24 protein-coding genes, 1 tRNA gene, 1 pseudogene and 1 riboswitch are annotated in these 25,672 nt (G+C 61.2%); of the genes and pseudogenes, 18 read left to right on the forward strand and 8 right to left on the reverse strand.

Annotated features, from left to right (window positions below):
- Positions 1-2 precede the first annotated feature (2 nt).
- The 4 genes and pseudogenes from BN32_RS18365 to BN32_RS18380 all read left to right on the forward strand — a co-directional run bounded on the left by BN32_RS18365 (position 3) and on the right by BN32_RS18380 (position 3,387).
- Positions 3-305, forward strand: coding sequence for a hypothetical protein (locus tag BN32_RS18365; RefSeq protein WP_019198868.1), 303 nt, complete (start codon positions 3-5; stop codon positions 303-305).
- A gap of 23 nt (positions 306-328) precedes the next feature.
- Positions 329-825, forward strand: a pseudogene (locus BN32_RS18370) (DinB family protein).
- 171 nt (positions 826-996) lie between these two features.
- Positions 997-2,046 (forward strand): lysylphosphatidylglycerol synthase domain-containing protein, encoded by a 1,050-nt coding sequence (locus BN32_RS18375; RefSeq protein WP_040426947.1) that lies wholly within the window; start codon positions 997-999, stop codon positions 2,044-2,046.
- A gap of 27 nt (positions 2,047-2,073) precedes the next feature.
- Positions 2,074-3,387: an ATP-binding protein gene (locus BN32_RS18380; RefSeq protein WP_019198864.1), complete on the forward strand. Its 1,314-nt coding sequence runs from the start codon at positions 2,074-2,076 to the stop codon at positions 3,385-3,387.
- A gap of 148 nt (positions 3,388-3,535) precedes the next feature.
- Here BN32_RS18380 and BN32_RS18385 read toward each other — a convergent pair whose 3' ends face one another.
- A complete protein-coding gene (locus BN32_RS18385) occupies positions 3,536-4,045 on the reverse strand; it encodes a GcrA family cell cycle regulator (RefSeq protein ID WP_040426949.1) in 510 nt (169 codons plus the stop codon).
- A gap of 554 nt (positions 4,046-4,599) precedes the next feature.
- Between BN32_RS18385 and BN32_RS18390 the strand changes: the two genes are divergently transcribed.
- The 3 genes from BN32_RS18390 to BN32_RS18400 all read left to right on the forward strand — a co-directional run bounded on the left by BN32_RS18390 (position 4,600) and on the right by BN32_RS18400 (position 7,967).
- Positions 4,600-5,820, forward strand: a complete 1,221-nt coding sequence (locus BN32_RS18390) for an aspartate aminotransferase family protein (protein ID WP_040426951.1) — start codon at positions 4,600-4,602, stop codon at positions 5,818-5,820.
- Positions 5,820-6,746 carry an ornithine carbamoyltransferase gene (gene argF / locus BN32_RS18395; RefSeq protein ID WP_019198861.1) on the forward strand — a complete coding sequence of 309 codons (927 nt, stop codon included), beginning with the start codon at positions 5,820-5,822 and terminating at the stop codon, positions 6,744-6,746. Before BN32_RS18390 ends, argF begins: the two co-directional genes overlap by 1 nt.
- Positions 6,747-6,962: 216 nt before the next feature.
- Positions 6,963-7,967 carry an Hsp33 family molecular chaperone gene (locus BN32_RS18400; RefSeq protein WP_019198860.1) on the forward strand — a complete coding sequence of 335 codons (1,005 nt, stop codon included), beginning with the start codon at positions 6,963-6,965 and terminating at the stop codon, positions 7,965-7,967.
- Positions 7,968-7,986: 19 nt separating this feature from the next.
- Here BN32_RS18400 and apaG read toward each other — a convergent pair whose 3' ends face one another.
- On the reverse strand, positions 7,987-8,379 hold the full coding sequence (apaG, locus tag BN32_RS18405; RefSeq protein ID WP_019198859.1) for a Co2+/Mg2+ efflux protein ApaG: 393 nt from the start codon (positions 8,377-8,379) through the stop codon (positions 7,987-7,989).
- Positions 8,380-8,635: 256 nt separating this feature from the next.
- Here apaG and BN32_RS18410 point away from each other — a divergent pair, with 256 nt between their 5' ends.
- Genes BN32_RS18410 through BN32_RS18420 form a run of 3 tightly spaced genes read left to right on the forward strand, consistent with a single transcriptional unit; the run spans position 8,636 to position 11,531 of the window.
- On the forward strand, positions 8,636-9,859 hold the full coding sequence (locus BN32_RS18410; RefSeq protein ID WP_019198858.1) for an OpgC domain-containing protein: 1,224 nt from the start codon (positions 8,636-8,638) through the stop codon (positions 9,857-9,859).
- On the forward strand, positions 9,856-10,626 hold the full coding sequence (locus BN32_RS18415; protein ID WP_019198857.1) for an SGNH/GDSL hydrolase family protein: 771 nt from the start codon (positions 9,856-9,858) through the stop codon (positions 10,624-10,626). Before BN32_RS18410 ends, BN32_RS18415 begins: the two co-directional genes overlap by 4 nt.
- Entirely contained in the window at positions 10,626-11,531 is a 906-nt protein-coding gene (locus BN32_RS18420) for an SGNH/GDSL hydrolase family protein (RefSeq protein ID WP_040426667.1), read from the forward strand. Before BN32_RS18415 ends, BN32_RS18420 begins: the two co-directional genes overlap by 1 nt.
- A 56-nt stretch (positions 11,532-11,587) precedes the next feature.
- Here the strand turns inward: BN32_RS18420 and BN32_RS18425 are convergent, their stop codons facing one another.
- Positions 11,588-12,805 (reverse strand): O-succinylhomoserine sulfhydrylase, encoded by a 1,218-nt coding sequence (locus BN32_RS18425; protein WP_019198855.1) that lies wholly within the window; start codon positions 12,803-12,805, stop codon positions 11,588-11,590.
- Positions 12,806-12,876: 71 nt separating this feature from the next.
- Positions 12,877-12,956, reverse strand: a riboswitch (SAM riboswitch).
- 98 nt (positions 12,957-13,054) lie between these two features.
- Between BN32_RS18425 and BN32_RS18430 the strand changes: the two genes are divergently transcribed.
- The 3 genes from BN32_RS18430 (at position 13,055) to BN32_RS18440 (ending at position 17,624) form a co-directional block, all read left to right on the forward strand.
- The gene (locus BN32_RS18430; RefSeq protein WP_040426669.1) at positions 13,055-14,161 is read left to right on the forward strand and encodes a 2'-deoxycytidine 5'-triphosphate deaminase; all 1,107 of its coding nucleotides are present in this window, start codon (positions 13,055-13,057) and stop codon (positions 14,159-14,161) included.
- A gap of 235 nt (positions 14,162-14,396) precedes the next feature.
- The gene (locus BN32_RS18435; protein ID WP_244438194.1) at positions 14,397-16,100 is read left to right on the forward strand and encodes an acyl-CoA dehydrogenase family protein; all 1,704 of its coding nucleotides are present in this window, start codon (positions 14,397-14,399) and stop codon (positions 16,098-16,100) included.
- Between the two features lie 93 nt (positions 16,101-16,193).
- Positions 16,194-17,624, forward strand: a complete 1,431-nt coding sequence (locus BN32_RS18440) for an MATE family efflux transporter (RefSeq protein WP_019198852.1) — start codon at positions 16,194-16,196, stop codon at positions 17,622-17,624.
- Between the two features lie 6 nt (positions 17,625-17,630).
- On the opposite strand, the gene BN32_RS18445 is transcribed toward BN32_RS18440, so the two are convergent.
- From BN32_RS18445 to BN32_RS18465, 5 genes are all read right to left on the reverse strand, one after another.
- Positions 17,631-18,842, reverse strand: coding sequence for an EAL domain-containing response regulator (locus tag BN32_RS18445; protein WP_019198851.1), 1,212 nt, complete (start codon positions 18,840-18,842; stop codon positions 17,631-17,633).
- A gap of 191 nt (positions 18,843-19,033) precedes the next feature.
- The gene (locus BN32_RS18450) at positions 19,034-19,426 is read right to left on the reverse strand and encodes an SRPBCC family protein (RefSeq protein ID WP_019198850.1); all 393 of its coding nucleotides are present in this window, start codon (positions 19,424-19,426) and stop codon (positions 19,034-19,036) included.
- 18 nt (positions 19,427-19,444) lie between these two features.
- The gene (locus BN32_RS18455) at positions 19,445-19,804 is read right to left on the reverse strand and encodes a VOC family protein (protein WP_040426956.1); all 360 of its coding nucleotides are present in this window, start codon (positions 19,802-19,804) and stop codon (positions 19,445-19,447) included.
- Between the two features lie 23 nt (positions 19,805-19,827).
- Positions 19,828-20,676, reverse strand: a complete 849-nt coding sequence (locus tag BN32_RS18460; RefSeq protein ID WP_019198848.1) for a helix-turn-helix transcriptional regulator — start codon at positions 20,674-20,676, stop codon at positions 19,828-19,830.
- Positions 20,677-20,685: 9 nt separating this feature from the next.
- Positions 20,686-21,276 (reverse strand): methylated-DNA--[protein]-cysteine S-methyltransferase, encoded by a 591-nt coding sequence (locus BN32_RS18465; RefSeq protein ID WP_040426958.1) that lies wholly within the window; start codon positions 21,274-21,276, stop codon positions 20,686-20,688.
- 137 nt (positions 21,277-21,413) lie between these two features.
- Here BN32_RS18465 and BN32_RS18470 point away from each other — a divergent pair.
- The 5 genes from BN32_RS18470 (at position 21,414) to BN32_RS18490 (ending at position 25,642) form a co-directional block, all read left to right on the forward strand.
- Positions 21,414-21,487: transfer RNA gene (locus tag BN32_RS18470), tRNA-Gly, on the forward strand.
- A 354-nt stretch (positions 21,488-21,841) separates the two neighbouring features.
- Positions 21,842-23,455: a caspase family protein gene (locus tag BN32_RS18475; RefSeq protein WP_019198846.1), complete on the forward strand. Its 1,614-nt coding sequence runs from the start codon at positions 21,842-21,844 to the stop codon at positions 23,453-23,455.
- A gap of 26 nt (positions 23,456-23,481) precedes the next feature.
- Positions 23,482-23,766, forward strand: a complete 285-nt coding sequence (locus BN32_RS18480) for a hypothetical protein (RefSeq protein WP_019198845.1) — start codon at positions 23,482-23,484, stop codon at positions 23,764-23,766.
- A 267-nt stretch (positions 23,767-24,033) separates the two neighbouring features.
- Positions 24,034-24,630, forward strand: a complete 597-nt coding sequence (locus BN32_RS18485; RefSeq protein ID WP_040426670.1) for a DUF6088 family protein — start codon at positions 24,034-24,036, stop codon at positions 24,628-24,630.
- Positions 24,623-25,642 carry a nucleotidyl transferase AbiEii/AbiGii toxin family protein gene (locus BN32_RS18490; protein WP_040426671.1) on the forward strand — a complete coding sequence of 340 codons (1,020 nt, stop codon included), beginning with the start codon at positions 24,623-24,625 and terminating at the stop codon, positions 25,640-25,642. The genes BN32_RS18485 and BN32_RS18490 overlap by 8 nt, the downstream gene beginning before the upstream one ends.
- The last annotated feature ends 30 nt before the right edge of the window (positions 25,643-25,672 follow it).

A 25,672-nucleotide genomic window follows, 5' to 3' on the forward strand; every position in this document is an offset into this window, starting at 1 on the left:
GCATGACCTATCTTGCGACATTCAACTGGGGCTGGTTGCTGGCGTCAGGCCTGCTCGGTCTCGCGATGGGATGGATCGCGGTCGTGCATCGCGGACGGGGCTGGGCGGTCGTCACGCTGCGCAAGGTCGCGGTGCTGATTGCGGGACTGGTGCTGGCTTCGGTATTTCACCTGGCCCCCGGCCGCTTCGGCTACTGGCTGGATCTCGGTCTGGTCATGCTGGCTGCCTACGTCGCAGGTTGCGCCGTTGGCTCGTGGTTGCGCAACCTCGTGGTCTCGCGACATGCGCCGGGAATTGAGGCGTGAATGATCTGACGTCGTATTTCCGGATGCTCGGTCACTACATGCGTGGGCGAATGTCCGGCTCTACGACGCCGCGGCCCGTCTCGATGAAACGCAGTACAAGGCCGACCGCGGCGCTTTCTTCAAGTCCGTCCACGGCACGCTGAACCATCTGCTGGTCACCGATCGCATATGGATGAAGCGATTTACCGGCGAAGGCGACGCGCCGGGCCGGCTCGATGCGATCCTGTTCGAGACATTCGATGCGCTCCGCGCCGCCCGCGTAGCAGAGGATGCCCGGATCGCAGCCTACGCCGACGGACTCAACGAAACGCGGATTGCGGGAACGATTTCCTACCGGCGCCTCTCCGGCCCCGAGCCGTTCGTGCAGCAACTTGCTCCCGCCCTGGCGCATTGGTTCAATCACCAGACCCATCATCGCGGTCAGACTCATGCGCTTTTGACAGGGCTCGGGCAGCCGTCCATCGAACTGGACCTGCTGTTTTTTCAGCGCGAGCAGGCCAAACCGGCGTCATCGCCATGACACGCTGGTGACACCGTTGCGGTGCAACGGGTGGCGGTAGCTTTGCGGTATTCTTAACGTGACTTCCGGCTGGCAAATGGGCTCAAATCGACAAGTCGGCCTCGCGGTCGCGTGGCCGGTCTGCTAGGACATCATCAGCCGGGAAGTGGTTGTTTGAATTTTGAGGTCTGGATGCTGGAGACACTGCGCGGGGCCATCGCGTACATGCGCGAGAAGCAAATCCTGCACAAGCTTGGTGTCGCGATCAGCATCGCGATCATCGCGACCGCTTGCTACATACTCTATCACATGCTTCAGGGGCTCGACGTCGATGACCTTTATGAAGCATTGCGCGGGACCGAGATCCGAACCATCGTGCTGGCCGGGCTTTGCGTCGCTGCCGGCTACTTCACGCTGACGTTCTATGACCTGTTTGCGCTGCGCGCGATCGGCCGCAACGACGTCCCCTATCGCGTGGCCGCATTTGCCGGCTTCACCAGTTATTCGATCGGTCACAATGTCGGCGCCAGTGTTTTCACCGGCGGCGTGGTGCGCTATCGCGTCTACTCCGCCTGGGGACTTTCGGCGGTGGATGTCGCCAAGGTCTGTTTCCTTGCCGGATTGACCTTCTGGCTCGGCAACGCTGCGGTGCTGGGTCTCGGCGTCGCCTATCATCCGGAGGCGGCGGCTTCCATCGACAAGCTGCCGGTCTGGCTCAATCGCACCGCGGCGATCGCCATTCTGATCGGCCTGACAGCCTATGTTGTGTGGGTCTGGACGAAGCCGCGCGAAGTCGGCCGCGGCAACTGGACCGTCACTCTTCCCGGCGGTCCGCTGACGCTGCTGCAGATCGTGATCGGCATCGTCGATCTCGGCTTCTGCGCGCTGGCGATGTACATCCTCGTTCCCGACGAGCCCCATGTCGGCTTCGTCGTCGTCGCGGTGATCTTCGTGTCGGCGACGCTGCTCGGCTTCGCCAGCCATTCCCCGGGCGGTCTCGGGGTGTTCGATGCGGCGATGCTGGTGGGGCTGTTTCAGTTCGACCGGGAAGAACTGCTGGCCGGCATGCTGCTGTTCCGGGTGCTCTATTATCTGATCCCGTTCATGCTTTCTGTCATCTTGCTCTCGCTTCGAGAGGTTATTGTGGGCCTCCGGGCGAAGCGGGTTGCGGCGGCCTTGCACAGGCTTGATGAAGCCGCGAAACCCTCGCCGCCCCGCGGATCGGGATCTCCGGTCTCGTAACACGCGCTCGCGAAACAGGTACGGCGCATGACGGTGACATCCCCCAATTCAGGTTTCGCGCCGTGGCCGGATCGGTTGCGGCGGGCGGCGATCATCCTGATCGCGACCGCACTTGGCCTCACTGCTGCGGTGGTGTTCGGCGGCCTGACTCTGCCGCAAGCCGGATTGATCTTTCTGGTGATCGCTGGCGCGGCGCTGGTGCCGTGGCATCTGCATCAATCCGTTCCCACCAGCGAGGACATGATCGGCGCGCGGCCCGCTGAAACACCGGTTGTGCAGGCACTGGTCGGCGGAATGCCGGACGCGGCGGTGCTGCTGGATCGCGCCGGACGCGTGCTGCATTTCAATACCGCGGCGGGTCAGCTGGCTCCGGCCTTGCGCAAGAACGAACTCGCGCTGTTCGCGCTGCGCTCACCCGAGATCATCGCAGCGCTTCGCGAAGCCATCGCCACCCGCCAGCAGCAACGCGCCAGCTATGTCGATCACGTTCCCATCGATCGCTGGATGGAGTTGATCGTGACGCCGGTGTCGCTGCCGACCGCGTTCGGCGGCAGCGAATATTGCATCCTGATGACGTTCCACGACCAGACCCCGCTGCGCCGGGTCGAGGAAATGCGCGCGGACTTCGTCGCCAATGCGAGTCATGAATTGCGCACCCCGCTGGCGGCGCTGTCGGGTTTCATCGACACCCTGCAAGGTCCGGCGCGCGAGGACCCGAAAGCGCGCGAGCGCTTTCTCGGCATCATGCATGCGCAGGCAACGCGCATGGCGCGGCTGATCGACGATCTGTTGTCGCTGTCGCGGGTCGAACTGAGCGCGCATGTGCGTCCCGAGAAGCTGGTCGACGTCGTGCCGCTGGTGCGTCAGGTGGTCGATGGCCTCGAGCCGCTGGCGAGCGAACGGCAGGTTGCGATCGAGATCGATCTGCCGGAGGCGCCTGTGCTGATCGCGGGCGATACCGAAGAATTGCTGCGGGTGTTCGAGAACCTGATCGAGAACGGCCTCAAATACGGTGCGTCCGGCCGGCGCGTGGTGGTGTCGCTGAGCGAGCCTGCGCCGGATGATGCGGCCGGTGAGGTTCGTCTCGCGGTGCGCGATTTCGGTCCCGGCATTCCACCCGAGCATCTGCCCCGGCTGACCGAGCGGTTCTATCGCGTCGATGCCGGTGACAGCCGCGCGCAAGGCGGTACGGGCCTCGGTCTGTCGCTGGTCAGGCACATCCTCATTCGCCATCGCGGACGGCTGCTGATCGAGAGCGTGTTCGGACACGGCGCGACCTTCACCGCATGCTTCCCGGCGACCAAGACCGCGGTCACCGACAAGGCTGCGGCGAAGGAATAGGACGAACAAGGCCGCGGCCGCAGTTTCGCCGCGCAATCATAAAGCCGCCATTTGCATCGAAGTTCGCCGCCACTTCGCAACAAAAAAGCCTCATCGGTTCGATGAGGCCTTTTCGCGTCTTATGTCGTTCGAAGCGTTGAGCTTTCGCCTACTTGGTCGGCCGCGAGGTGCGGCGCCGGTCGCTCGCCGGCTGATAGGCCACGCGCGAGTGATGCGCGCAGTAAGGCAGGCTGTTGAGCGCCTTGCCGCCGCAGAAAAAGAAATCCGCGCTGCCCGGATCGCCGACCGGCCAGTGGCAGGTGCTTTCATTCAGTTCCAGCAGGCTCAACCGCTGGCTCATTGGCACCACGTTGTCGTAGGCGATCGGATCGGGCTCGGCCTCGACTTCAAAGGCATGGGCGAGCGCAGTGTTGCCGCGCGACACCGGGCGACTGATCCGCATCATGTGCTGCGCGGGCCGTGCCGCCTTGCGCTGTCGCGGCGCCGCCGAGGAGGGGCTCTTGGCGCGGCCTGACAGGCCCAGCCGATGCACCTTGCCGATCACGGCGTTGCGGGTGATGTTTCCGAGTTCAGCGGCGATCTGGCTTGCCGAAAGTCCGGCTTCCCAAAGCTTCTTCAACTGCTCAACGCGATCGTCGGTCCAGCTCATTACCGTCATCGCACACTTCCTTTTGGTATCGCGCCGGCCATTTTTGACGCGGCGTCGCGATTGCAAATCGTCCAAAATCCCTGTCGGCAGAATCCCTTAGCCCTCGCCGGTTGCATGAAGAGCGACCGGGCGTTTACGCCTTACCGAAGACAAGCGAGGATCAGAACTGCCGCACGAGATGTCGTACCCAACATCAGGAATGCTACAATATGCCGTGACTCACGCGCAAGAGTCGGGCGTTGCGCGTCCACATGTTCCGGCTAAAAAGCAAATAAATTCGATCTTGGTGCGACGTCCACAAACCGTGATTTCCCGGTTCAGGGCGGGTGCCGAGGTGCTGGAACGGGCCTGAAACTGCCAAATTGTATGCTTGTGGCAGCGGCATGCGGGTCCTCGATGGATCCCGGGAGGGCGCGCGTGGATTGACACCACATCGTCCACCAATAGAATAACGGCTACGTGCCGCCTTTCGGGCGGCACGTTTCGTTTCCGGGGCAGGCAAGCGAGCGACAAACGCTGATGCGGCCGCAATGCTGTTGTCCCATACCATCGATCAGGTCACCATGAGCCACACTGCCAAACCGCATCTCGACTCTCACATGTTGCCGGTTTTTGCCCGCGCCGATGTCGCTTTCGAGCGCGGCGAGGGTCCGTGGCTGATCGCGACCAATGGTGACCGCTATCTCGATTTCACCAGCGGCGTGGCGGTGAATGCGCTTGGCCATGCCCATCCGCATCTGGTCGCTGCCGTACAGGAACAGGCCGCGAAGCTGTGGCATGTTTCGAACCTGTTCACGATTCCGGAAGGTGAGCGGCTGGCGACACGGCTGTGTGATGCAAGCTTCGCGGACGTGGCTTTCTTCTGCAACTCCGGCGCGGAAGCGATGGAGGCGTGCATCAAGATGGCGCGCAAGTTTCAGGCGGTGAACGGCAGGCCGGAACGCTACCGGCTCATTACGTTTGAGGGTGCATTCCACGGGCGCACGCTCGCCACGCTCGCCGCCGGCGGCCAGCAGAAGTATCTCGAAGGCTTCGGGCCACGGGTCGAGGGTTTTGATCAGGTTCCGCTCGGCGATCTTGAAGCGACCAAGAAGGCGATCGGTCCGCACACCGCCGGCATCCTGATCGAGCCTTGGCAGGGCGAAGGCGGTGTGCGCGCGGCTGATCCTGCGTTCTTCCGCGCGTTGCGGCAGCTCTGCGACGATAACAAGCTTGTTCTGGTGTTTGACGAAGTGCAGACCGGCATGGGCCGTACCGGGACACTGTTCGCCTATGAGAAGACCGGCGTCGAGCCGGACATCATGGCGCTGGCGAAGGCGCTCGGCGGCGGGTTTCCGATGGGCGCGTGCCTTGCCACGGCCGCTGCAGCAGCCGGCATGACGCCGGGTACGCATGGCTCGACCTTCGGCGGCAATCTGCTTGCTGTAGCAGCAGGTAACGCCGTGCTCGATGTGATGCTGGCGCCGAAATTCTTTGAGAGCGTTCAGCGCTCGTCTCTGGTGCTGAAACAGAAGCTGGCGTCGATCGTCGATCGCTATCCCGATGTGATCGATGAAGTCCGTGGCGATGGCCTGCTGATCGGCCTCAAGGCTGTGACCCCGGCGGGCGATCTCGTCGGCGCGTTGCGCGATGAGAAGCTGCTCACTGTTGGCGCCGGTGAAAACGTGGTGCGGCTACTGCCGCCGCTGATCGTCACTGAAACGGAAATCGACGACGCGGTGTCGCGTATCGAGCGCGTCTGCGCGAAGTTCACGCGGACGTCGGCGCGGCGTGAGGCGGTATAATGAGTAAGTCTCCGCGACATTTCCTCGATCTGTTTGACGTGCCCACCAGGGAGTTGCGTGCGATCCTCGACGCCAGCGTGGCGATGAAGAACAAGCGTAAGGCCGGTGATACATCCAGCAAGCCGCTCGATGGCAAGACGCTGGCCATGATCTTCGACAAGCCGTCGACGCGAACCCGCGTCTCGTTCGACGTTGGCATGCGCCAGCTCGGAGGCGAAGCCATCATGCTGACCGGTGCTGAAATGCAACTCGGGCGCGGCGAGACCATCGCCGATACTGCCCGGGTGCTATCGCGTTTCGTCGATGCCATCATGATCCGGATTCTCAACCACGAGGCGCTGACCGAGCTTGCGGCTCATGCGACCGTGCCTGTGATCAACGGACTGACCCGCCGCTCGCACCCCTGCCAGGTGATGGCGGACGTCATGACGTTCGAAGAACATCTCGGCCCGATCAAGGGTCGCACCGTGGCGTGGACCGGGGACGACAACAACGTGTTGGCGTCGTGGGCGCATGCCGCGGAGCGGTTCGGCTTCAATCTGCGCGTTGCGACGCCGCCGGAACTGGCGCCGAACAAGCTGCTGAAAGACTGGATCAAGACCACGGGCGCGCCGATCGTGCTCGGCACCAAGGCCGAAGAAATGGTGCGCGGCGCCGACTGCATTGTCACCGACACCTGGGTATCGATGGGCGACAAGGACGGCGAACATCGGCACAATCTGCTGAAGCCCTATCAGGTCAACGCCAAGCTGATGTCGCTGGCCAATCCCGGCGCTATCTTCATGCACTGTCTGCCGGCGCATCGTGGTGACGAAGTCACCGACGAGGTGATCGACGGTCCGCAGTCGGTGGTGTTCGACGAGGCGGAAAATCGCCTGCACGCGCAAAAGGGCATTCTGGCCTGGTGCCTGCACGCGATTGGCTAGGTGTTTCCGGAGCCCGTGAGCTGATCACATCCCGGCTCGCGCATTTTCGGATGGCCTTTGTTCCCGATCCGCTCCCTTTTTTGCGGATCGAGGCGTCCTATATTGTGCGGGCACCCTGCTTGACCCACCATTGCCCTGGAGCCGAAAATCAGACCGGACATGGTTTGAGCGTTCCACAGCGGCAATTCGTTTCCTCCTGACCAGAATGCGCATGACATGACTCTCGAAAGCCAAATTCGTGCCCCCTCCGCAACGCCGGTGGACGATGCGGTGCTGCCCTTCGATGTGAGTGCACTTGATGTGCGCGGCCGGCTTACGAAGATGGGACCGGCGCTCGACGACATTCTCACCAAACACGATTATCCCGCGCCCGTTGGCAAGCTGCTCGGCGAAGCCATCGTGCTGACGACACTTCTCGGCTCGACGCTCAAGTTCGAGGGGCGCTTTATCTTGCAAACCCAGACCGACGGTCCGGTGTCGCTGATCGTTGTCGATTTTCAGGCGCCTGACCGCCTGCGTGCCTATGCGCGGTTCGATGCCAGCAGACTCGAGGCGGGTCAGGACTCCGCGGCGCTGCTCGGCCACGGCCACCTTGCGATGACCATTGATCAGGGTGCTGACATGAGCCGCTATCAGGGTCTCGTGGCGCTGGAGGGCGGCAATCTGGAAGACGCCGCGCATGAATATTTCCTGCGCTCGGAGCAGATCCCGACACGGGTGCGGCTGGCGGTCGGCGAGGAGTTTCGTGGCGGCGATGGGCCGAAACATCGCTGGCGCGGCGGCGGCATGCTGATGCAGTTTTTACCGAAGGCGCCCGAACGTGCGCGGCAAGCAGATCTGCATCCCGGCGACGCTCCGGAAGGCGCGGTCACTCATGCTGTGCCGGAGGATGACGCCTGGGCCGAAAGCCGCGCGCTGTTCGGCACCATTGAGGACGTCGAACTGATCGATCCCGACCTGTCGGGAGAGCGGCTGTTGTTCCGGCTGTTTCACGAGCGCGGGGTGCGGGTGTTTCCGGTACAGGCGATCCACGCGCAGTGTTCCTGCTCGCGTGAGGCGGTGGCCGGAATGCTGGGCAGCTTCACGCCGCAGGACCGCGCCGACATGGTCGAGAACGGCAAGGTGGTTGTGACCTGTGAGTTCTGCAGTTCGGTTTACGAGTTCACGCCGGACGAGGCGGGGGTCGTTCCGGTGACTGAACAACGGGCGGCTGAAAGCTGAAGACTGACCCCGCGGAATCTTAGTTCAGCGTCCGCTTGGCGTTGGGACTGTCGAGCGAGAACGCGGGGATGTCGATTTCGAACGGCTCGCCGTCTTCCGTCACCATCTGATAGCTGCCGGTCATGAAGCCGGACGGCGTCTGAAGCGGCACCCCACTGGTGTATTCGAACCGCTCACCTGGTTCGAGTACCGGCTGCTCCCCGACCACGCCCTCGCCGCGAACTTCCTGACTGCGGCCAGCGCCATCGGTGATGATCCAGTGCCGCGTCTTGAGCTGGACGGTTTCGGTCCCGGAATTGACGATGGCAATCGTGTAGGCCCAAAAGAACCGGCTATCCTCCGCTGACGAGCGCTCGGGGAGGAAGTTCGGTTCGACGATGACTTCAATCTGGCGAGTCACGGCACGGTACATGGGATCCGTCCCTGTTCGGGGCATACGATAACAGACCTCGCGATCCTTGCGTAGGGACCGATCATCGCATTCTGCGGCAGCCTCACCAGAGGATACGAAGCGGGCCCGATCATTGTTTCAACATCGTTGTCATCCAGCATTCCCGGAGCGCACTGTCCAATGGAATCTCAGCAATTTGCGGGCCGCCTCGATCTTCCATAGGATTGTGACGCGCGTCTGCTACGCGACGGAACCCGACTGAACGGACTGTACTGGAATGACATTCGTGACGACCGATCAGGCTGTCGTGACAGCACCGGCCACAAAGGCCGCAGCGCTTCCGGTTGCAGCGGGTGAACGCGAATTGCGTCTCGATTTGTTTCGCGGCATGGCGCTGTGGCTGATCTTTATCGATCATCTTCCGCCGAATATCCTGACCTGGTTCACGATCCGCAACTACGGCTTCAGTGATGCCACCGAGATTTTCATTTTCATCTCGGGCTACACAGCGGCATTCGTATACAGCCGGGCAATGCTCGATCGCGGTTTTGTGGTCGCGAGCGCGCGCATTTTCAAGCGCGTGTGGCAGATCTATGTGGCGCACGTTTTTCTCTTCACCATCTATCTTGCCGAAATTTCATATATCGCGACAAAATTCGATAACCCCCTCTATGCGGAGGAAATGGGAATTCTGGATTTTCTCAAGCAGCCCGATGTGACGATCGTTCAGGCGCTGCTGTTGAAATTCCGGCCCGTCAACATGGACGTGCTGCCGCTCTACATCGTGCTCATGATATTCCTACCGCTGATCATCTGGCTGATGCAGCGAAAGGCTGATCTGGCGCTGGCGCTGTCGGTATTGCTTTACGCAATCACATGGGAATTCGATCTTGCGCTTCCGGCCTATCCGAACGGGACATGGTTCTTCAATCCGTTCGCCTGGCAGTTGCTGTTTGTGTTCGGCGCGTGGTGTGCGCTCGGCGGTGCAAAGCGGATGGACCGCATCCTGTCCTCTGACATCACGCTTTGGCTCTGCATCGCCTATCTCGTGTTCGCATTCTGTGTGACGTTGACCTGGCATGTGCCGCGGTTGAACATCTTCATGCCGCGCTGGCTGGAAAGCTGGATGTATCCGATCAACAAGACCGACCTCGACGTGCTGCGCTTCGTCCATTTTCTGGCATTGGCGGCGATTACTGTCCGTTTCATTCCCGCGAACTGGCCGGGCCTCAATTCGCTATGGCTCCGGCCGGTGATCCGGTGTGGCCAGCATTCACTGGAAATATTCTGCCTCGGCGTCTTTCTCGCATTTGCGGGACATTTTGTTCTCGCCGAAGTCTCCGGCGGAGCATGGATGCATTTCCTTGTCAGTGTCGCAGGGATTGTGATCATGTCTGCCGCGGCATCGTTGTTTTCGTGGTACAAGAGCGAGACGAGCAAAAACGACAAGCGTGCGAAAGCCGCGGAAAGCGATGCCGACCTTGCCGGAGGCGGGTCATGAAAGTGCTACGGATTGCAGGTCTGTTTGCGGTTCTCCTGGTGGCGGCTCCGTCGCGTGCCGAGGATGCCCACGGCTGCGCGGTGCCCGCCTATCTTCTGGCAACCGAGAGCACGCTTCCGAAAGTCGCCGACGCGATCAAGACAAGGAAGCGGTTGGACATCCTTGTCGCCGGCAGCGGCTCCTCGGCATTGCCTGGGTCTGACGGCGCGAGCATGTCGTATCCCTCCCGTCTGGAGGCGGCGCTGCGCGAGGCTCTTGCGGGCGTGACTGTCAATGTCAGGACCGAGTTGCGGCCCAAGAAGACCGCTGCGGAAGCTGCGGAGGGTTTCGGCCAGATGATGGATAAGCTGCCGCCGGATCAGAAGCCGGATCTGGTGATCTGGCAGACCGGCACCGTCGATGCCATACGCTCGGTTGATCCCGACGACTTCCGCGCCGCGCTCGACACGGGGGTTGAGGCATTGCAGAAAGCCGGCTCCGAAGTCCTCTTGATCAATCTCCAATATAACCCACGTATGGAAACGATGCTCTCGGTTGGGCCGTATAACGATACGATACGGGTCGTCGCGCAGCAGCACGAAGTGCCGATGTTCGACCGGTTTTCGATTATGCGGCACTGGAGTGATGCCGGTGATTTCGACTTGTTCGGTTCGGTTCACGGATACGGAATGGCGAAACGTGTACACGATTGTATTGGCCGTGCGTTGTCGGCAATGGTCGTGGAAGCGTCGCGCATCAATCCGGCGGAGCTCAGGATTCAACGTTGATGCATTTTAGTATGCGTTCTGCGGGCGTGGCGGCAATGCTGTTTGGCTCGCTTGCAGCATACCCCGCTTTGGCGCAGACTAGGCCGCCGGATGCGCCCGCGCAGAAGAAGGGTCTTGCCACCAAGGCCATCGAAGCGGCAAAGAGCGCGGCCAGTGCTGCAGGAGATATTCTCACCCGTGTGCCGTGCCTGCCTGCCAAGGGATTGAAGGAAATTCCGGGGTCTCTGCCCCGCGTCGCCCGGCGGATCGCTGCGGACGAGCCGGTCACCATCGTCGCGTTCGGTTCCTCGACCACCGTTGGGTTTGGCACGTCATCGCCGGCTTACACATACCCGAACCGGCTTGCCGATCAGTTACGCCGGAAGTTTCCGACGTCCGACATCACGATTATTAATCGCGGTATGGGCGGACAGGATGCGCCCGAAATGATGAAGCGGTTCGATGCTGCCGTTCTCGACACGGACCCCGATCTCGTGATCTGGCAATTCGGCACCAACACCGTCGTCAAGGGCAGCGCCAGCGACATTGCCGCCACCGCAGCGCTGGTGGAAGACGGCATCGCCCGTCTTCAGGCGCGCGGCATCGATGTCGTGCTGATCGATCCGCAATACGTGCCGGCGGTTGCCGCAAGAACCGAGAACGCCGGCCGGATGGTGAAGTTGATCGGCGACGTCGCGAGGCTCAAGAACGTATCCGTGTTTCCGCGTTTCGAAGTCATGCGGCAGTGGCACGAGGACGAGAAAATGCCGTTCGACAAGTTCGTGATTGGCGACGGTCTGCACATGAACGATTGGGGTTACGCCTGCTTCGCCCAATTGCTCGGCGACACCATCATCAAGTCGGTCGGGCAGGTAAAGGCCGGTGTCAACATTCCAGGCAATGTCATGACGTACCGGCCGATGTAGACGTTCAACTGGCTCTCATGCGTGGACTTATATCCACGCATGAGATGAAGCGCGTGTCACGCTTTCTCCAGCGCGGCCGTCAGATCCTCGATCAGGTCGTCCTGATGCTCCAGCCCCGCCGAGAAGCGGATGAAGCCTTCGCTGATGCCGAGTTCGGCGCGTGCTTCCGGTGTCAAACGCTGGTGCGTCGTGGTCGCCGGATGGGTCACGATGCTTTTCGAGTCGCCGAGATTGTTGGAAATCCGCGCCAGCTTCAGTGCGTTCAGCGTGCGGAACGCTGCCGCCTTGCCGCCCGTGACCTCGAAACCGATCAGCGTCGAGCCCGCGCGCATCTGCTTCTTGACGACGGCTGCCTGCGGATGATCGGCGCGGCCCGGATAGATCAGGCGCGAAACCTTGGGATGTTTTGCCAGCGCATCGGCGATCGCGCCTGCCGTCTCGGTCTGTGCCTTGACGCGAATGCTCAGTGTCTCGAGACCCTTCAGCAGCACCCACGCGTTGAACGGTGACATCGCGGGTCCCGTCTGGCGCAGGAACGTATGGATGTGCTCCTGAATGAAAGCGTCCGAAGACAGGATGACTCCGCCGAGGCAGCGGCCCTGACCGTCGATGTGCTTGGTCGCCGAATATACCACGACATCGGCGCCGAGTGCGAGCGGGCTCTGCCAGATCGGTGTCGCGAACACGTTGTCCACGATCAGCCGCGCGCCGCCGCGATGCGCGATCTCCGCGACAGCGCCGATGTCGACGACATCTAGGGTGGGGTTGGTCGGGCTTTCCAGAAAGCACGATTTTGTGTTTGGCCGCATCGCCTTGTGCCACTGGTCAAGATCGTGTCCATCCACCAGCGTAGATTCGATACCGTAGCGCGGCAGCAGGTCTTCCACGACGTAGCGGCACGAGCCGAACAGTGCCTTCGCTGCGACAACGTGATCGCCGGATTTCAGTGGGGCGAGGATCGCGGTGGTGACCGCAGCCATGCCGGTCGCAGTGGCGCGCGCGGCTTCGGCGCCTTCGAGTTCGACCATGCGCTGCTCAAACATCGACACCGTCGGATTCGAGAACCGCGAATACAGGAAACCGGGATCTGCGCCGGTGAACCGCGCTTCGCACTGCTCTGCGGTATCGTAGACAAAGCCCTGCGTCAGGAACAACGCTTCGGAGGTTTCGCCATACTGCGAGCGCAGCGTGCCGGAATGCACGAGGCGGGTTTCGGGACGATAGTTGCGGGTCGAGGATTGCGGCTTGGCCGCGGGTGTTTTGGTCTCGGACATGTGCACTCCATCGTGACCATCTCGCGATGGGCACAAAAAAACCGGCCTGGAAAATCTTTCCACAAGCCGGGATCACACTGTCCCCGGCCTGTTTAGCGAGTTATTTAACGTGGCTGCAAGCCGGCCGGCTCAAATGACCACGGGATAAGTCCTAGGCTTAATCCCGCATGGTCTTTCCGTCAAGCACCCCATCGGATAACCGATAAAATGCTTATTTTGCTGGATCACCCGGCAGCCGAGGACTAGCCCGTGGCCTTCACACTTGCCCCCGACGCAACAGGAATTCTGCCCGACCGCATGATTGCAGCGATGGCCGATGCCGGCCTGATCCTGCCCGAATATCCCTTCGTTGAAAGCCAGATCCAACCGGCCAGTCTCGATCTGCGCCTCGGTTCGATTGCCTATCGCGTCCGCGCCAGCTTCCTGCCGGGGCCGGACATGACTGTGGCGCAGCGCATCGATGAACTCAAACTGCATGAGATCGATCTGTCGGATGGAGCGGTGCTCGAAACCAACTGCGTCTATATTGTGCCGCTGCTGGAAAGCCTCGCGTTGCCGCCGACCATTCAAGCCGCTGCGAATCCGAAAAGCTCCACTGGCCGGCTCGACGTTTTCACCCGCGTGATCGCCGACGGCACCCGCCGCTTCGACATGATCGCGCCGGGCTATCACGGACCGCTCTATGCGGAGATCAGCCCCAAGACATTTCCGGTCTTGCTGCGTGAAGGATCACGGCTGTCGCAGATCCGTTTCCGCACCGGTCATCCGCTGCTCGATGCCGATGAGTTGCACGCGCTGCATGCAGCCGAGCGGCTGGTCGACAGCGACGAGGCAGATCTTGCTGGCGGCGTGGCGCTGAGCGTTGATCTCTCCGGCGAAGGCTCCGATGGCTTTGTGGGTTATCGCGCGAAGCGCCACACGGGTGTTGTCGACGTCGATCGGCGCGCCGGATACACGGTTGGTGAATTCTGGGAGCCGATCCGCGCGCGGCCGGATCGCAGCCTGATCCTCGATCCCGGCGAGTTCTATATTCTGGCCTCGAAGGAAGCGGTGCAAGTGCCGCCGGATTTCGCAGCGGAGATGGTGCCGTTCGATCCATTGGTCGGTGAATTCCGCGTGCATTATGCCGGCTTCTTCGATCCCGGCTTCGGCTATGCCGGGGCGGGCGGGCAGGGCTCTCGCGCGGTGCTGGAAGTGCGTTCGCGCGAAGTGCCGTTCATTCTCGAGCACGGCCAGATCGTCGGACGGCTGGTTTATGAGAAGATGCTGTCGCGTCCCGACGCGCTCTATGGCCAGCGCATCGCGTCCAACTATCAGGGGCAGGGACTGAAGCTCTCGAAGCATTTCCGGACGTAAGTTCCGCTCTGCGAATTCAGTCCTCTCGCCGCACATTTCTCCCATGTCGTCAGCGGCTCTCGGGCCTGCTTGCCGTTAGCATCCAAATACCGGATCATTCCTGAAACAACGGGAGTGATCCCGGCAGGGATGAGACGCCATGGTTGCCACTATAAAAACGCCGCCTGTAGAGACGGCGGTTTCGACGGCCGGATCGAAACCTACAGTCGGTTTGATCGCGCCTGACACAACAGGCATGAATTTTTATCGCGCCGATCCGATCCTCGCGGATTTGTTGCGTATCCATCTTCCTGCGGCGCTGTTTCAGCATATCGAACCGCACCTCGATCGCCTTGGCGCACTTGCGGGCGGCCATCTCGACGAGTGCGCGCGTCTCGCCGACAAGCATGGACCGGTGCTGCATCAGCGTGATCGTTTCGGCAATGACCGGCAATGGATTGAATATCATCCGGCCTATCGCGAGCTTGAACGCGCGGCCTATGGCGAATTCGGCATCCACGCGATGTCGCATCGCAAAGGCATTCTCGGCTGGTCCGACACTTATCCTGCCGTGGCCAAGCATGCCTTCACGTTCCTGTTCAATCAGGCCGAGTTCGGGCTCGGCTGCCCGATCAACGTCACCGACGGCGCGGCGCGTCTGCTGTCGCGGTTTGGCGACGATGCACTCAAGGCAAAATATCTCGACGGCCTCACCCAGACCGACATGGCGAAGCTGACGCAGGGCGGTCAGTTCATGACGGAAAAGGAAGGCGGCTCCGATGTCGGCAAGCTGGCCACCAGAGCGGTACAGGAAGGCGATCACTGGCGATTGCATGGCGAGAAATGGTTCTGTTCGAACGCCGACGCCGAAGTGGTGATGCTGCTGGCGCGGCCGGAAGGCGCGGTTGGCGGCACGCAGGGCGTTGGGCTTTTTCTGATGCCGCGGCGGCTCGACGACGGATCGCCGAACCACTACCGCATCGTGCGCCTCAAGGACAAACTCGGCACCCGCTCGATGGCGTCGGGCGAGATCAAGCTTGAGGGCGCAATCGCCTATGCGGTCGGGCGGCTCGATCGCGGCTTCGTGCAAATGGCCGAGATGGTCAATTGGTCGCGGCTGTCCAACGGCGTGAAGTCTGCGGCGCTGATGCGCCGGGCGCACCACGACGCGAACACCGTCGCGAACAACCGCGTGGTGTTCGGCCGGCGCATTGTCGATATGCCGCTGGCGCGGCGGCAGTTGATGAAAATCATGCTCGCGACCGAGCAGGCCGTGTCGATGAGTTTCGTCACCGCAGATGCGCTGGACCGGGCCGAAGCGGGTAGCCAGGATGCCGCGGCATTGCTGCGCGTGTTGACGCCGACGTTGAAGTATCGCGCGACGCGCGATGCCCGCAAGGTGTGCGGTGAAGCGCTCGAGATGCGCGGCGGCATCGGTTACATCGAAGAGTTCGCGACGCCGCGGTTGCTGCGCGATGCGCATCTTGGTTCGATCTGGGAGGGCACCGGCAATATCGTGGCCCTCGATACGCTCAAGCGGGCTGTCGGCCGCCATGGCGCTGAGGCCGCGCTCGGAGCCGATCTGCACGCGCGGATCGACGATGCCGCGAGCATTCCGCAGGGCTGGCGTGACCGTCTCCGCAACCTGACGGACAGGGCCATTGGCTTTGCGCGCGATGTGGCCGGCCGATCGGAGAACGAGGCCGAAGCGCGACGCGCCACCAGCACGCTCTATCACGTCGCCAGCGCGGTGACGTTTGCCTGGGAAGGTAGCCGGATTCACGCGATGCGCGGTGATGCGCGCCGGCTGCTGCTCTCGAAGCTTGTCGTCGATCACCGGCTGAGCGCGCAGGACCCGTTCACGGTCCTTCCGGGCGGAGGTGATGGCGTGGTCGCCGACCGGCTGCTTGGTGACCGGCCGCTGGCGATGGCTGATGCCGCCCCTCTGTTGAGAGCATAATCGCTGCGCCCGCAAGCTGTGGTATGCAATTTTGATTTTGTGAGCGGCAAGACGGCTGCTGAGATTTTAAAGGACCGTCGCACCGGGGAGTGCATGTCCGAACTTGGAGCCGCCGAAATTCCTGTGGTGCAGGCGGGAGAGAAGCCGCCGCTGCCGCCTGTCCGAGGTCCGCGAAAGAATCCGCTGCTCGACGGCCCGATCCTGCCGACGTTATTGAAGCTGGCGGCTCCCAATGTCGTCGCCCTCACGGCGGGTACGTGCGTGGCCATCGCGGAGACATCGTATATCGGCCGTCTCGGTGTCGAACCGCTGGCGGCGATGGCGCTGGTGTTTCCGTTCGTCATTCTGATGATGACCATGTCCGGCGGCGCAATGGGCGGTGGCGTCGCGTCCGCGATCGCCCGTGCGCTGGGCGCCGACGATGCCGAGCGCGCATCGGCGCTTGCGGTGCATGCGCTGATGATCGGCGTCTGTTTCGGCCTGACCTTCATGATCGGCATGCTGATCTTCGGGCCGTATCTGTTTGCTGCGCTCGGCGGCAGCGGACGTGTTCTGAGCGAGGCCATCGGCTACTCGCAGATCTTCTTTGGCGGCGCAGTGCTGCCGTGGATCATGAACACGCTGGCGGCGCTGCTGCGCGGGACGGGCAACATGAAGCTGCCCTCGGCGATCATTCTCAACTCAGCATTCTTTCAGATTCTGTTCGGCGGTGTGCTGGGTCTTGGTCTCGGGCCAGTGCCGCAATTCGGGATGCGCGGTGTTGCGGCCGGCACGCTGGTGGCGTTCTCGATCGGCGCAGCCATCATGGCATGGTATCTGCTGTCGGGGCGTAGCCGCGTGAAGCTGTCCTTCAAGGGCTTTCGTTTTCAGCGTGCCATGTTCTACGATATCCTGCAGGTAGGCGCGATCGCCTGTTTCTCGCCGCTGCAGATTGTGCTGACGGTGACGATCTTCACACATCTGCTGGCGAATTTCGGCACCGAGGTGCTGGCAGGTTACGGCATCGGCGCGCGTCTGGAATTCATGCTGACGTCGCTGGCGTTTGCTGTGGGCATCGCGTCGGTGCCGATGGTTGGCATGGCGATCGGGGCGGGCCGCATCGCGCGGGCCCGGCGGATCGCATGGACCGCAGGCGCCGTGTCGTTCGCGGCTGTCGGTTTCGTCGGCGGCTTCTTCGCTGTTTTTCCTGACGTGTGGGTGAATATCTTCACGGATAATGCCGCCGTGCGCGCCGCAAGCCGACAGTATCTTTCGATCGTCGCGCCGTTCCTCTCGTTCGTCGGCCTGGCGATCGCGCTTTATTTCTCGTCACAGGGCGCGGCGCGCGTCCTTGGGCCGGTGCTGGCGCAAACGGCGCGGCTGGCCTTCGTCATGGCCGGCGGCTGGTGGTTGATGTCGCAGGGCGCGACCAGCACGCAGTTCTTCTGGCTGGCGGCGGTGTCCATGATTCTGCTCGGTGTTCTTGCCGCTGCCGCCGTAAGGTTGACCAACTGGGGGCCGCGCGGCGTCGCTGACGCCGAATGAACATCCTCATTCGAGAACGGTGACCGGGCGCGACAATGCGGAGCGCGCGAACTTCTTGGCATTCGCGGGTTTTCCGAACAGATAGCCCTGCGCCTGATCGAATCCCATCTCATGGGCGGCGACCAGATCGGATCTGGTTTCAACGCCCTTGGCGACGGTGCGTGCACCGACCTTGTCCGCTAGTTCGAGGATGCTGCGGCACACGGTCTGCTTCAGGCGATTGTCGGCACAGTCGGTAACATACTCCCGATCGACCTTGATCTCGACGAACGGGAAACTCTTCAACTCCGAGAGAGATGGCCAGTCGACACCGAGATCATCGATCGAGATGGCGATGTTGTGAAATCGCATGCGCTTGGCTGCATCAATCGCGAGATCGAGATTCCGGATGATCTCGGCGCCCTTGATTTCGACGATCAATCCGCCGAATGCCGGATGATCGGGAATCTGGCGGCATAGCCGGCTGACCGATGCGGGATCCTCGAGAAAGCCGATCGGCAGATTGATCGAAATGTCGACCGGACCGTGCTGGCCGACAAAGTAATGCCAGTCCTCGAGTGCGCGGCTCACGACGAAGTCCGAAAGCCTCTTGAACTGCGGATCCTTCGAGTCGGGAACAAAGGACGCAGGAGGCACGACACCCCACGCCGGATGGCGCATCCGGATCAGGGCCTCGGCGCCGCGTGGCGCTAGCGTGTGGACGTCGATTTTCTGCTGATACCACAGTTCCAGCCAGCCGGCCTTGAGCGCCTCTGCGACATCGACAGGCGGGCTTGGAGGCGCTTTCTGCGGAAGCAGAGTGGCGACGCTTGCCCGCAGGCCATCCGCGCTGAACGGCGTGGTGAGCGGAGGCAGCATGGCGATGCCCGTTTCTTCTCCGAGCTGGCGAAGCGCATTTACAATGATGGAATCTCGCGGGCCGATCAGCAACACCTGGCCGTCGAACATTTTCGTAACGAGAATTTTCAGGATGTTTCCCGCCTCGACGCCATCGTTCGGCATGCCGAGAACGATAAGATCGGGCAATTGCCGCTCCAGCAATGCCGGAAGTTCGCTGGCTGCGGCGCATTCACTGGCGATGAATCCGAGTTCGTCGAGGGCTTCTGCCAGAAACGTGCGGATGTGCCGTTTTGGGTCGATGATGCACACGCGAGGTGCCATCTTGCGTTGCCCGAACGTCGCAACGGCCTCTATTTCTGCAGGCTTGAAAACCCTCATAAGAATCACCTCCGCTGTCCCCAGACGCGGAAGTGATAGCGTTACGGAGCGGTCACAAATGTGGAATTATTGAATCATCCCCTTGAGGTTTTGGGTAAGGTTAAAGGGAAGAGAGTGATTCAAATTTGCGCGGTATTTTCCGGTGTTTTGTTTGCAACAGGGTTTGATTGCCGCCCGCGTGACGAAGACGGTCAGTGTTCGAGGGTTGCCTTCATCGCGAGCATGCCGATGTCCATCTGAGCGCTGATATAAGGCGCGATTTCGTTCGGCAGCACATCGACAGTCCATATGAATCGGCTGCGTCCCGCGCCTTCATCGATGATCTGGAAGGATGCACTGTGCTGTTTGATGCGTTCGCCGACGATGGCATAGACGAGGCGGCGTCTTGCATCGTCACAATCGACAAGCAATTCCCGCGCGGTCGTGCCGTTTGCAAACGTCACGATCCGTGCGTCGTCATCTATCGTGCAATTGGTCACGAAACCGCGCGCGAGACGCGTATGAACCGCTCCGAAATCGCGAACGGCGTCCCATACGCTATCCGGCTGTGCATCGAGCAGAGCTTCCTTATGGATTGATGCCATAATGAGGTTCCTTTGATCTTACGTGCACACGGCTTCGACATTGTTGCCGTCCGGATCGATCAGGAAAGCCGCATAATATGTCGGGCTGTAATCCGCACGCGGACCTGCGCCGCCGTTGTCGCGTCCGCCGGCCTTGAGCCCTGCGGTGTGAAAGGCCTTGATGGCGTCGTGGTTAGCGGCGCGGAAAGCGACATGCGCCCCTGGTCCCTCAGACTCCTTCGACAAATGTAGCCACAGCGCGGGTGCATTCTTCGGCCCAAATCCCGCGCCGCTGTTGTCGCGCGAACAGAGCACATGACCGAGCGGTGCGAGTGCCGCTGTATAGAATTTGACGCTGGCGTCGAGGTTTCTGACTTTCAGTCCGATATGGTCGTACATGATGATCTCCCTTGCGATGGAGATCACCCTACGGCGACGGTCTTGAGCCGATCTTGGAAAATCTTGCGGTCGCCACGCGCTGCATCGCGGAACCGCCTGGGTGAGACGCCGGCGGCCCGATGGAAGGTTCGCACGAAGTTCGACAGGTCGCCGAACCCCACGTCGAATGCGATCGACGTAATCGACCGTGCGTCGTCGGCGAGAAACCTCGCGGCATGACGCAGCCGCGCGCGGACCAGATACTGGTGCGGCGTCACCCCAAGCACGTTCGAGAACAGCCGCAGGAAATGGAACGGGCTGACGCCGGCCGCTTTGGCGGTCGATTGCAGATCGACAGACCGGTCGGCATGGGCGTCGATCCATAATGCGCTTTCGACGGCGCGGCGGCGATCGCGCGCCGTCGTGGGCGTTGCCTTTTGTGCTTTTCCCGATGTTGCTTCGATGAACCGGTTCACGAACAGCATCGCGGCCTCGTCGATCCCGATGTCGCTGTCGCCGCGCCCAGCTGCTTGCGCCAGTTCGCCATAGACCATGAGTTCGGGCGTCGGCGGCACGCAAGCGATAAGCAAGGCGTCCTTGCGAAGGCCCATGTCGTCCGTGAGCGAAGGCGAGAGCTGAAATGAAAGGCATTCATCACCGCAGACATGATGATCGTGCGAGCACGAATACTCGTCGCCGGCATGGCCCACCATCACCGATCCGGCCACCAGTTCGTGGCTGCGGCCGCGGGTGTTGTAGCCGAAGCTGCCGCTGCGGACATAGGAAAGCGAGTGACGTGTGTGCTGTTCGATGAATGGCGTATCGCCCGGTCCCATGGTGCACCGGTAGTCGAACACGGACAGCGCCGCAGTCTCAAACAGGGCGGTCTTCATGTCGGGATTTTATCCCCGCCGCCGTCGCGGGGCAATCGACAGACCAGGGTCGAACAGCATCGGCTGATCGGCGGAAGCCTCGCCAGCGAGCCGCGCGCGCTCGATGGCAAGCATGCGGAACTTGGTCGTCACGCCGCCATTGGCGGAAAAGCCGCCGGTCTTGCCGTTGGCCGCCAGCACCCGGTGACAGGGGATGACGATGGGGAGAGGGTTTTCTCCCAGCGCTTTGCCGACAGCGCGCGACAGCAGCTTGTCGCCGAGGCGGGTGGCGATGTCGCCATAGGTCAGGGTTTCCCCGGGGGCGATGGTCCGGGCGATGTCATAGACGCTGCGGTTGAAGGCAGGCAGCCGTTCCGTATCGAGCGCGATGAACGACAGGTCGCGTGCTTCGCCGTCCAGCAGTTCCGCCATGGCGTCACAGGCTTTCTGCACCTCCGCCGGGGGTGTCATCTCGCGGGCGCCGGGGGCCTTCTGGAGGAGACGTGAACGGGTTCTCGCGTCGTCGGCTTCCGGCAGTTGGACGCCCAGAAGGCCGCGCTCGCCCCAGGCGACGCCGCAGCGTCCGATCGCCGTGTCGAACAATGCAAAACCCATCGTCATTCTGCGTTCCAGCCTGTCATGACCGCGATTCACGCGACTTGGAGAATCTTGCGCTCTTTCGTCTCGTTCGCCACCCGAATCCTGCGATGACAGCCATCTTGCGGCCCGGCGCAGGGTGTGGCTAAGGTCGGAACCGCGCGGGCGTAGTTCAATGGTAGAACGGCAGCTTCCCAAGCTGCATACGAGGGTTCGATTCCCTTCGCCCGCTCCAGCTGAATCTATGCCTGTAATATAGAGCGTATTGACACTTCCGGGTGGTAGTTTTTATCGCTCTCCTCAAGGTTCCGTACAACGCCCATACAAATCTTTCGATGTCGGTGCTGGCAGCGACGGAGATTCGGTGGCGAAGGTTATAATGGGTTGATTAGGTGGGCAGGGCCGGCCGCTTACCACATCGATCGAAGTTAGCGCTCCTGCTCGGCCTCGAATTCTAGAGCGGGACCTGGATCATCAGAAATCGAGATTGTACATCGGTATCTGCCCGGATTCCTGGCATTCACCGATTGTCCGGCCTCCGAGACGCCCTACATCAAAGAGCCCGCGCTGAGCAACTCGGAGAACCTCGTTGGCCCTTAAGATCAAGAAGCCGCCACTTCGGAAGGAAGCCAGTGAAGACTCACCGGCCGTCAAACCGATCCGCCGGATCGTGGCGGTGGTGGTGGCGTTGGAGCACTATCGCGGCGGCGACCTGCCTGAGGTTGAATTCGCCCACGCGGATGCCGATGCCTTCGCCGCGGTGCTGCGGTCGATGTTCGCCGATCTCCCGGCTGACGACGTCGAGATCAATGTGTTCAAAGATTCCGACGCAAGCCTGACGGGGCTCAAGAACGAGCTGGGCTACAGGCTGAGCGGCCTCGCCGAAGACGATCTCTTCGTCTTCTACTACGCGGGGCACGGCTTTCACGGAGCGGGCGGCAACCGTCTCAGCGCCTACGACACCAGCCGCACGAACGTCGCCGACACCTCGCTCAACTTGAGGGAAGTTTTGCTTGAACCGCTGTCGCAGAGCGAATGCCGGCGTTCGCTCCTATTTATCGATGCTTGCGCCGAGCAATTTCAGGACGTCGTGCCGTCGAGGGATGTCATATCGAACCTCGACGCGGAGGAGGTGGAGCGGTTTCTCGAAAGCGGCTGGTACTGCGGCGTGTTTTTGTCATGCTCTCCACGCGAGAAGTCGTATCCGTCGGCCGCCTTGCGGCACGGAATTTGGACGCATTTCCTGCTCGAGGCATTGTCGGGTCGCGCGGAGGAGGCGCTGACGGACGACCGCTGGCTTACTGACACCGGTTTGCGCGACTACCTGAAGCAGGAGGTGCGGCGCTACATCACTCGCGAAACCAGCCTACGCGGGCGCCAGACGCCGCAAGCCATCCTGAGCGCGTCGAACTCGTTCAGGATCCGGCACGTGCCGAGGCCACCTTCGGTGCCCGCCGATGCGGCATTGATCGGTATTAGGATGAAGAACAATAGCGAGTTTCTCGAGGGCGTGGAAACCGGCGCGATTAGTCGGCTCAATGGCTTTCGGAAGGGTCTCCACACAGTTCCGAAGGATATCAACGAGTCGGCCGAGAGCTGGTGCCATCGGTTGCTGACCGATCAGGTCGCGGAGGAATTGCAGGACTACTATGAACGTGCACGCGCGGCGCTGCAGCTTCGAAGACGGGACGTGCGCAAGGAAGACGACTCCGGCAGCGGGAATCTTGACACGCCGGCTTTTCGGTATTCGATCGAGACGGGACAGAATCCAGATGACCCGGCCGAATACATCCTTCGCCGCCGGCTCGAACTGCAGCAGGGATGGCCAACGCACAGGGCCGCGATCGACGAGATGTTTGGCAGTGAATTCGAGCTCTTGGTTGTCGAGTTCGAAAGCCTCGACGCAACCTTTGACGAGTTGGTGGACAAGCTCGAGGACATCGAGCAGGAGCAGGGCGGCTCGGTCCGTGACGACGATCGCGCGCGGCGAGTGACCTATGCCCGCGACGGCGTGAGCTTCACGTTCGATCTGCGTCGGAAGCGGTTGGAGATTTCATTCGGTCGGTCCGGAGCGCTCGAACTCGTCGACGCCGCGCAAGCGTTCCAGCTCGGTATCGATCGGGCAAGCCCGATGTTGCCGGCTCCGCAGGCGACGATGCCGAGAGCCGCTGTCGCACCCGGGAAGAGGAAGACAGGATCATAGGTTCGAGGACCGTAGCGCGAAATCGGATGACAACAAATTTTCATGCCGTCGATCCGACCGGCGATCTACTCCGCTTCGCTCATTCCATAGCGGGAGCCTACGGCAGGCCAAAGACGTATGACCGCGCAACAGTGTCCCTCAAATTGCTCGTTCCATACCTCAAAAAAACGTTCCGCTTCCTGATGCTTTGGGGGGCGGTGCTGTCGATACAAAAGACGAAAGCGGAAGACGGAGAGTGGGAGGCACTCTGGGATCCCGACGACTATCCTAAGATTGCCGAGACTACTTGGCAGTGGTGGCCAGCGCCGTGACTTCGGCAGGTCTATAAATGGGTCGAGCGCCGCCCGACTGACCTTGGAAGCGTGTGTTACATCATGCGTAAGGACGAGCCTCGACCGAGTTCCATGTAATCCTTCTGCATGCTTGATGGCGCGGTTGGAGCGCGCGAGATGCGCTCCAAAGAAATGGCCGAAGCGGCCCATTTTCCATAAGTCATTGTAGAAATTTAACTATTTTTAATCAATCCACCTCTTGCATGGTGTCAGAAGTTCTCCTATGTTTCTGACAGGAGAAAGACCATGACCCATCTCAGCACGCAGATCTTGGAAGAGACCAAAGGTTTTCCTGAAGGTGCGCCGATTGCCGCCAAGGCACTTCTGCATCTTGGAAAACGCGCGGCCGTCGATCAGGCTTTGTCGCGCCTTGTCGCGCGAGGAAAACTCCTGCGCGCCAGACGGGGGGTGTATCTGCGTCCGATCGAAAGTCGTTTCGGCGTCAGAGCGCCGACGGTCGAAAAGGTTGTTGAGGCAGCGAGAGCTCAGAGCAGCGAGACAATCGTGTCGAGCGGTGCTGCGGCTGCCAACCATCTCGGGTTGACCACGCAGGTGCCTGTCCGTCAGATTTATCTGACCTCTGGTCCGTCGCGCGAACTCCATCTCGGAAAGCAGGTCGTCGAGTTTAAGCATGTGCCGCGATGGCAGCTCGCATTAGCCGGTCGTCGGACAGGCGAGATAGTTCGTGCACTTGCTTGGTTCGGACCGAGAGCAGCGGAAGGTGCTTTGCTCACTCTGAAGCATAAGCTGACTTCCACTGAGGTTAGCGAACTTAAGACAGCGGCATCTTCACTACCGACTTGGCTTGCCAAGTCGGTAAGTGGACTATCGGTTCATGTCTGACAAGTTTTTGAACCTCCCAGACGCTGAGCGCCGAGAGGCGCTCGCCGTCGCCGCTTCTGAATCGGGGCGCCCGGCGCATCTCCTCGAAAAGGACATCTGGGTCGTTTGGTGCCTAGATGCCTTATTTAGCTCTCCATTAGGAGAGCATCTCGTTTTCAAAGGCGGAACGTCGTTGTCAAAGGTATACGGCGCAATCCGTCGTTTCTCCGAAGATGTCGACCTTACTTACGATATCCGAGCAATCGCTCCCGACCTCGTAAAATCATCGGACAATAATCCGGTCCCCGAAAGCCGCAGCCAAGGGAAGCGGTGGAGCGAGCAAGTACGCGCGCGGCTTCCGGCATGGGTAAAGGACAAGGCTCTTCCAACGATTGAAGCGCGTCTCGCGGCGGACAACCTGAGCGCCAAAGTAACCGTGGACGGCGAGAAACTTTACGTGACCTACGACGCCTTGGAAACTGGCAATGGCTACGTCAGCTCCTCCGTCATGCTTGAATTCGGCGCGAGATCAACCGGCGAGCCAAGCGAAGTCCACGATGTAATCTGTGATGCGGCCGAATACCTAGAAAGTCTCGAATTTCCGACCGCTCGACCGCGGACGATGAAAGCGGAGCGCACCTTTTGGGAAAAAGCTACCGCGATTCACGTCTTCTGCGTCCAAGGGAGACTGCGAGGCGAGCGCTTTGCACGTCACTGGTACGATCTTGTCAGGCTGGACGATGCGGGAATAGCGGATACCGCATTCGCAGATCGAAACCTTGCTGAAGCTGTGGCCGAACACAAAAGCTGGTTCTTCGCGGAAAAGGGTGCAGATGGCCAAGTCGTCGACTACCACAACGCGGTAAACGGCAATTTGAAACTCGTGCCGGAAGGTGCCGCCCGCGCGGCGCTTGAGGAAGACTATCTTCAAATGGTCAGGGATGGCCTTCTGATGGACACGCCGGAAACTTTCGACGCACTGATGGAGCGATGTGCCAACCTCGAGAAGCGCGCAAATAACAAAGACTCCTGACTACTCAAGGCAAGTGAAGAAGGATGAGTT

Origin of the sequence: Afipia birgiae 34632 (assembly GCF_000308295.2) — a bacterium.
Lineage (GTDB): Bacteria > Pseudomonadota > Alphaproteobacteria > Rhizobiales > Xanthobacteraceae > Afipia > Afipia birgiae.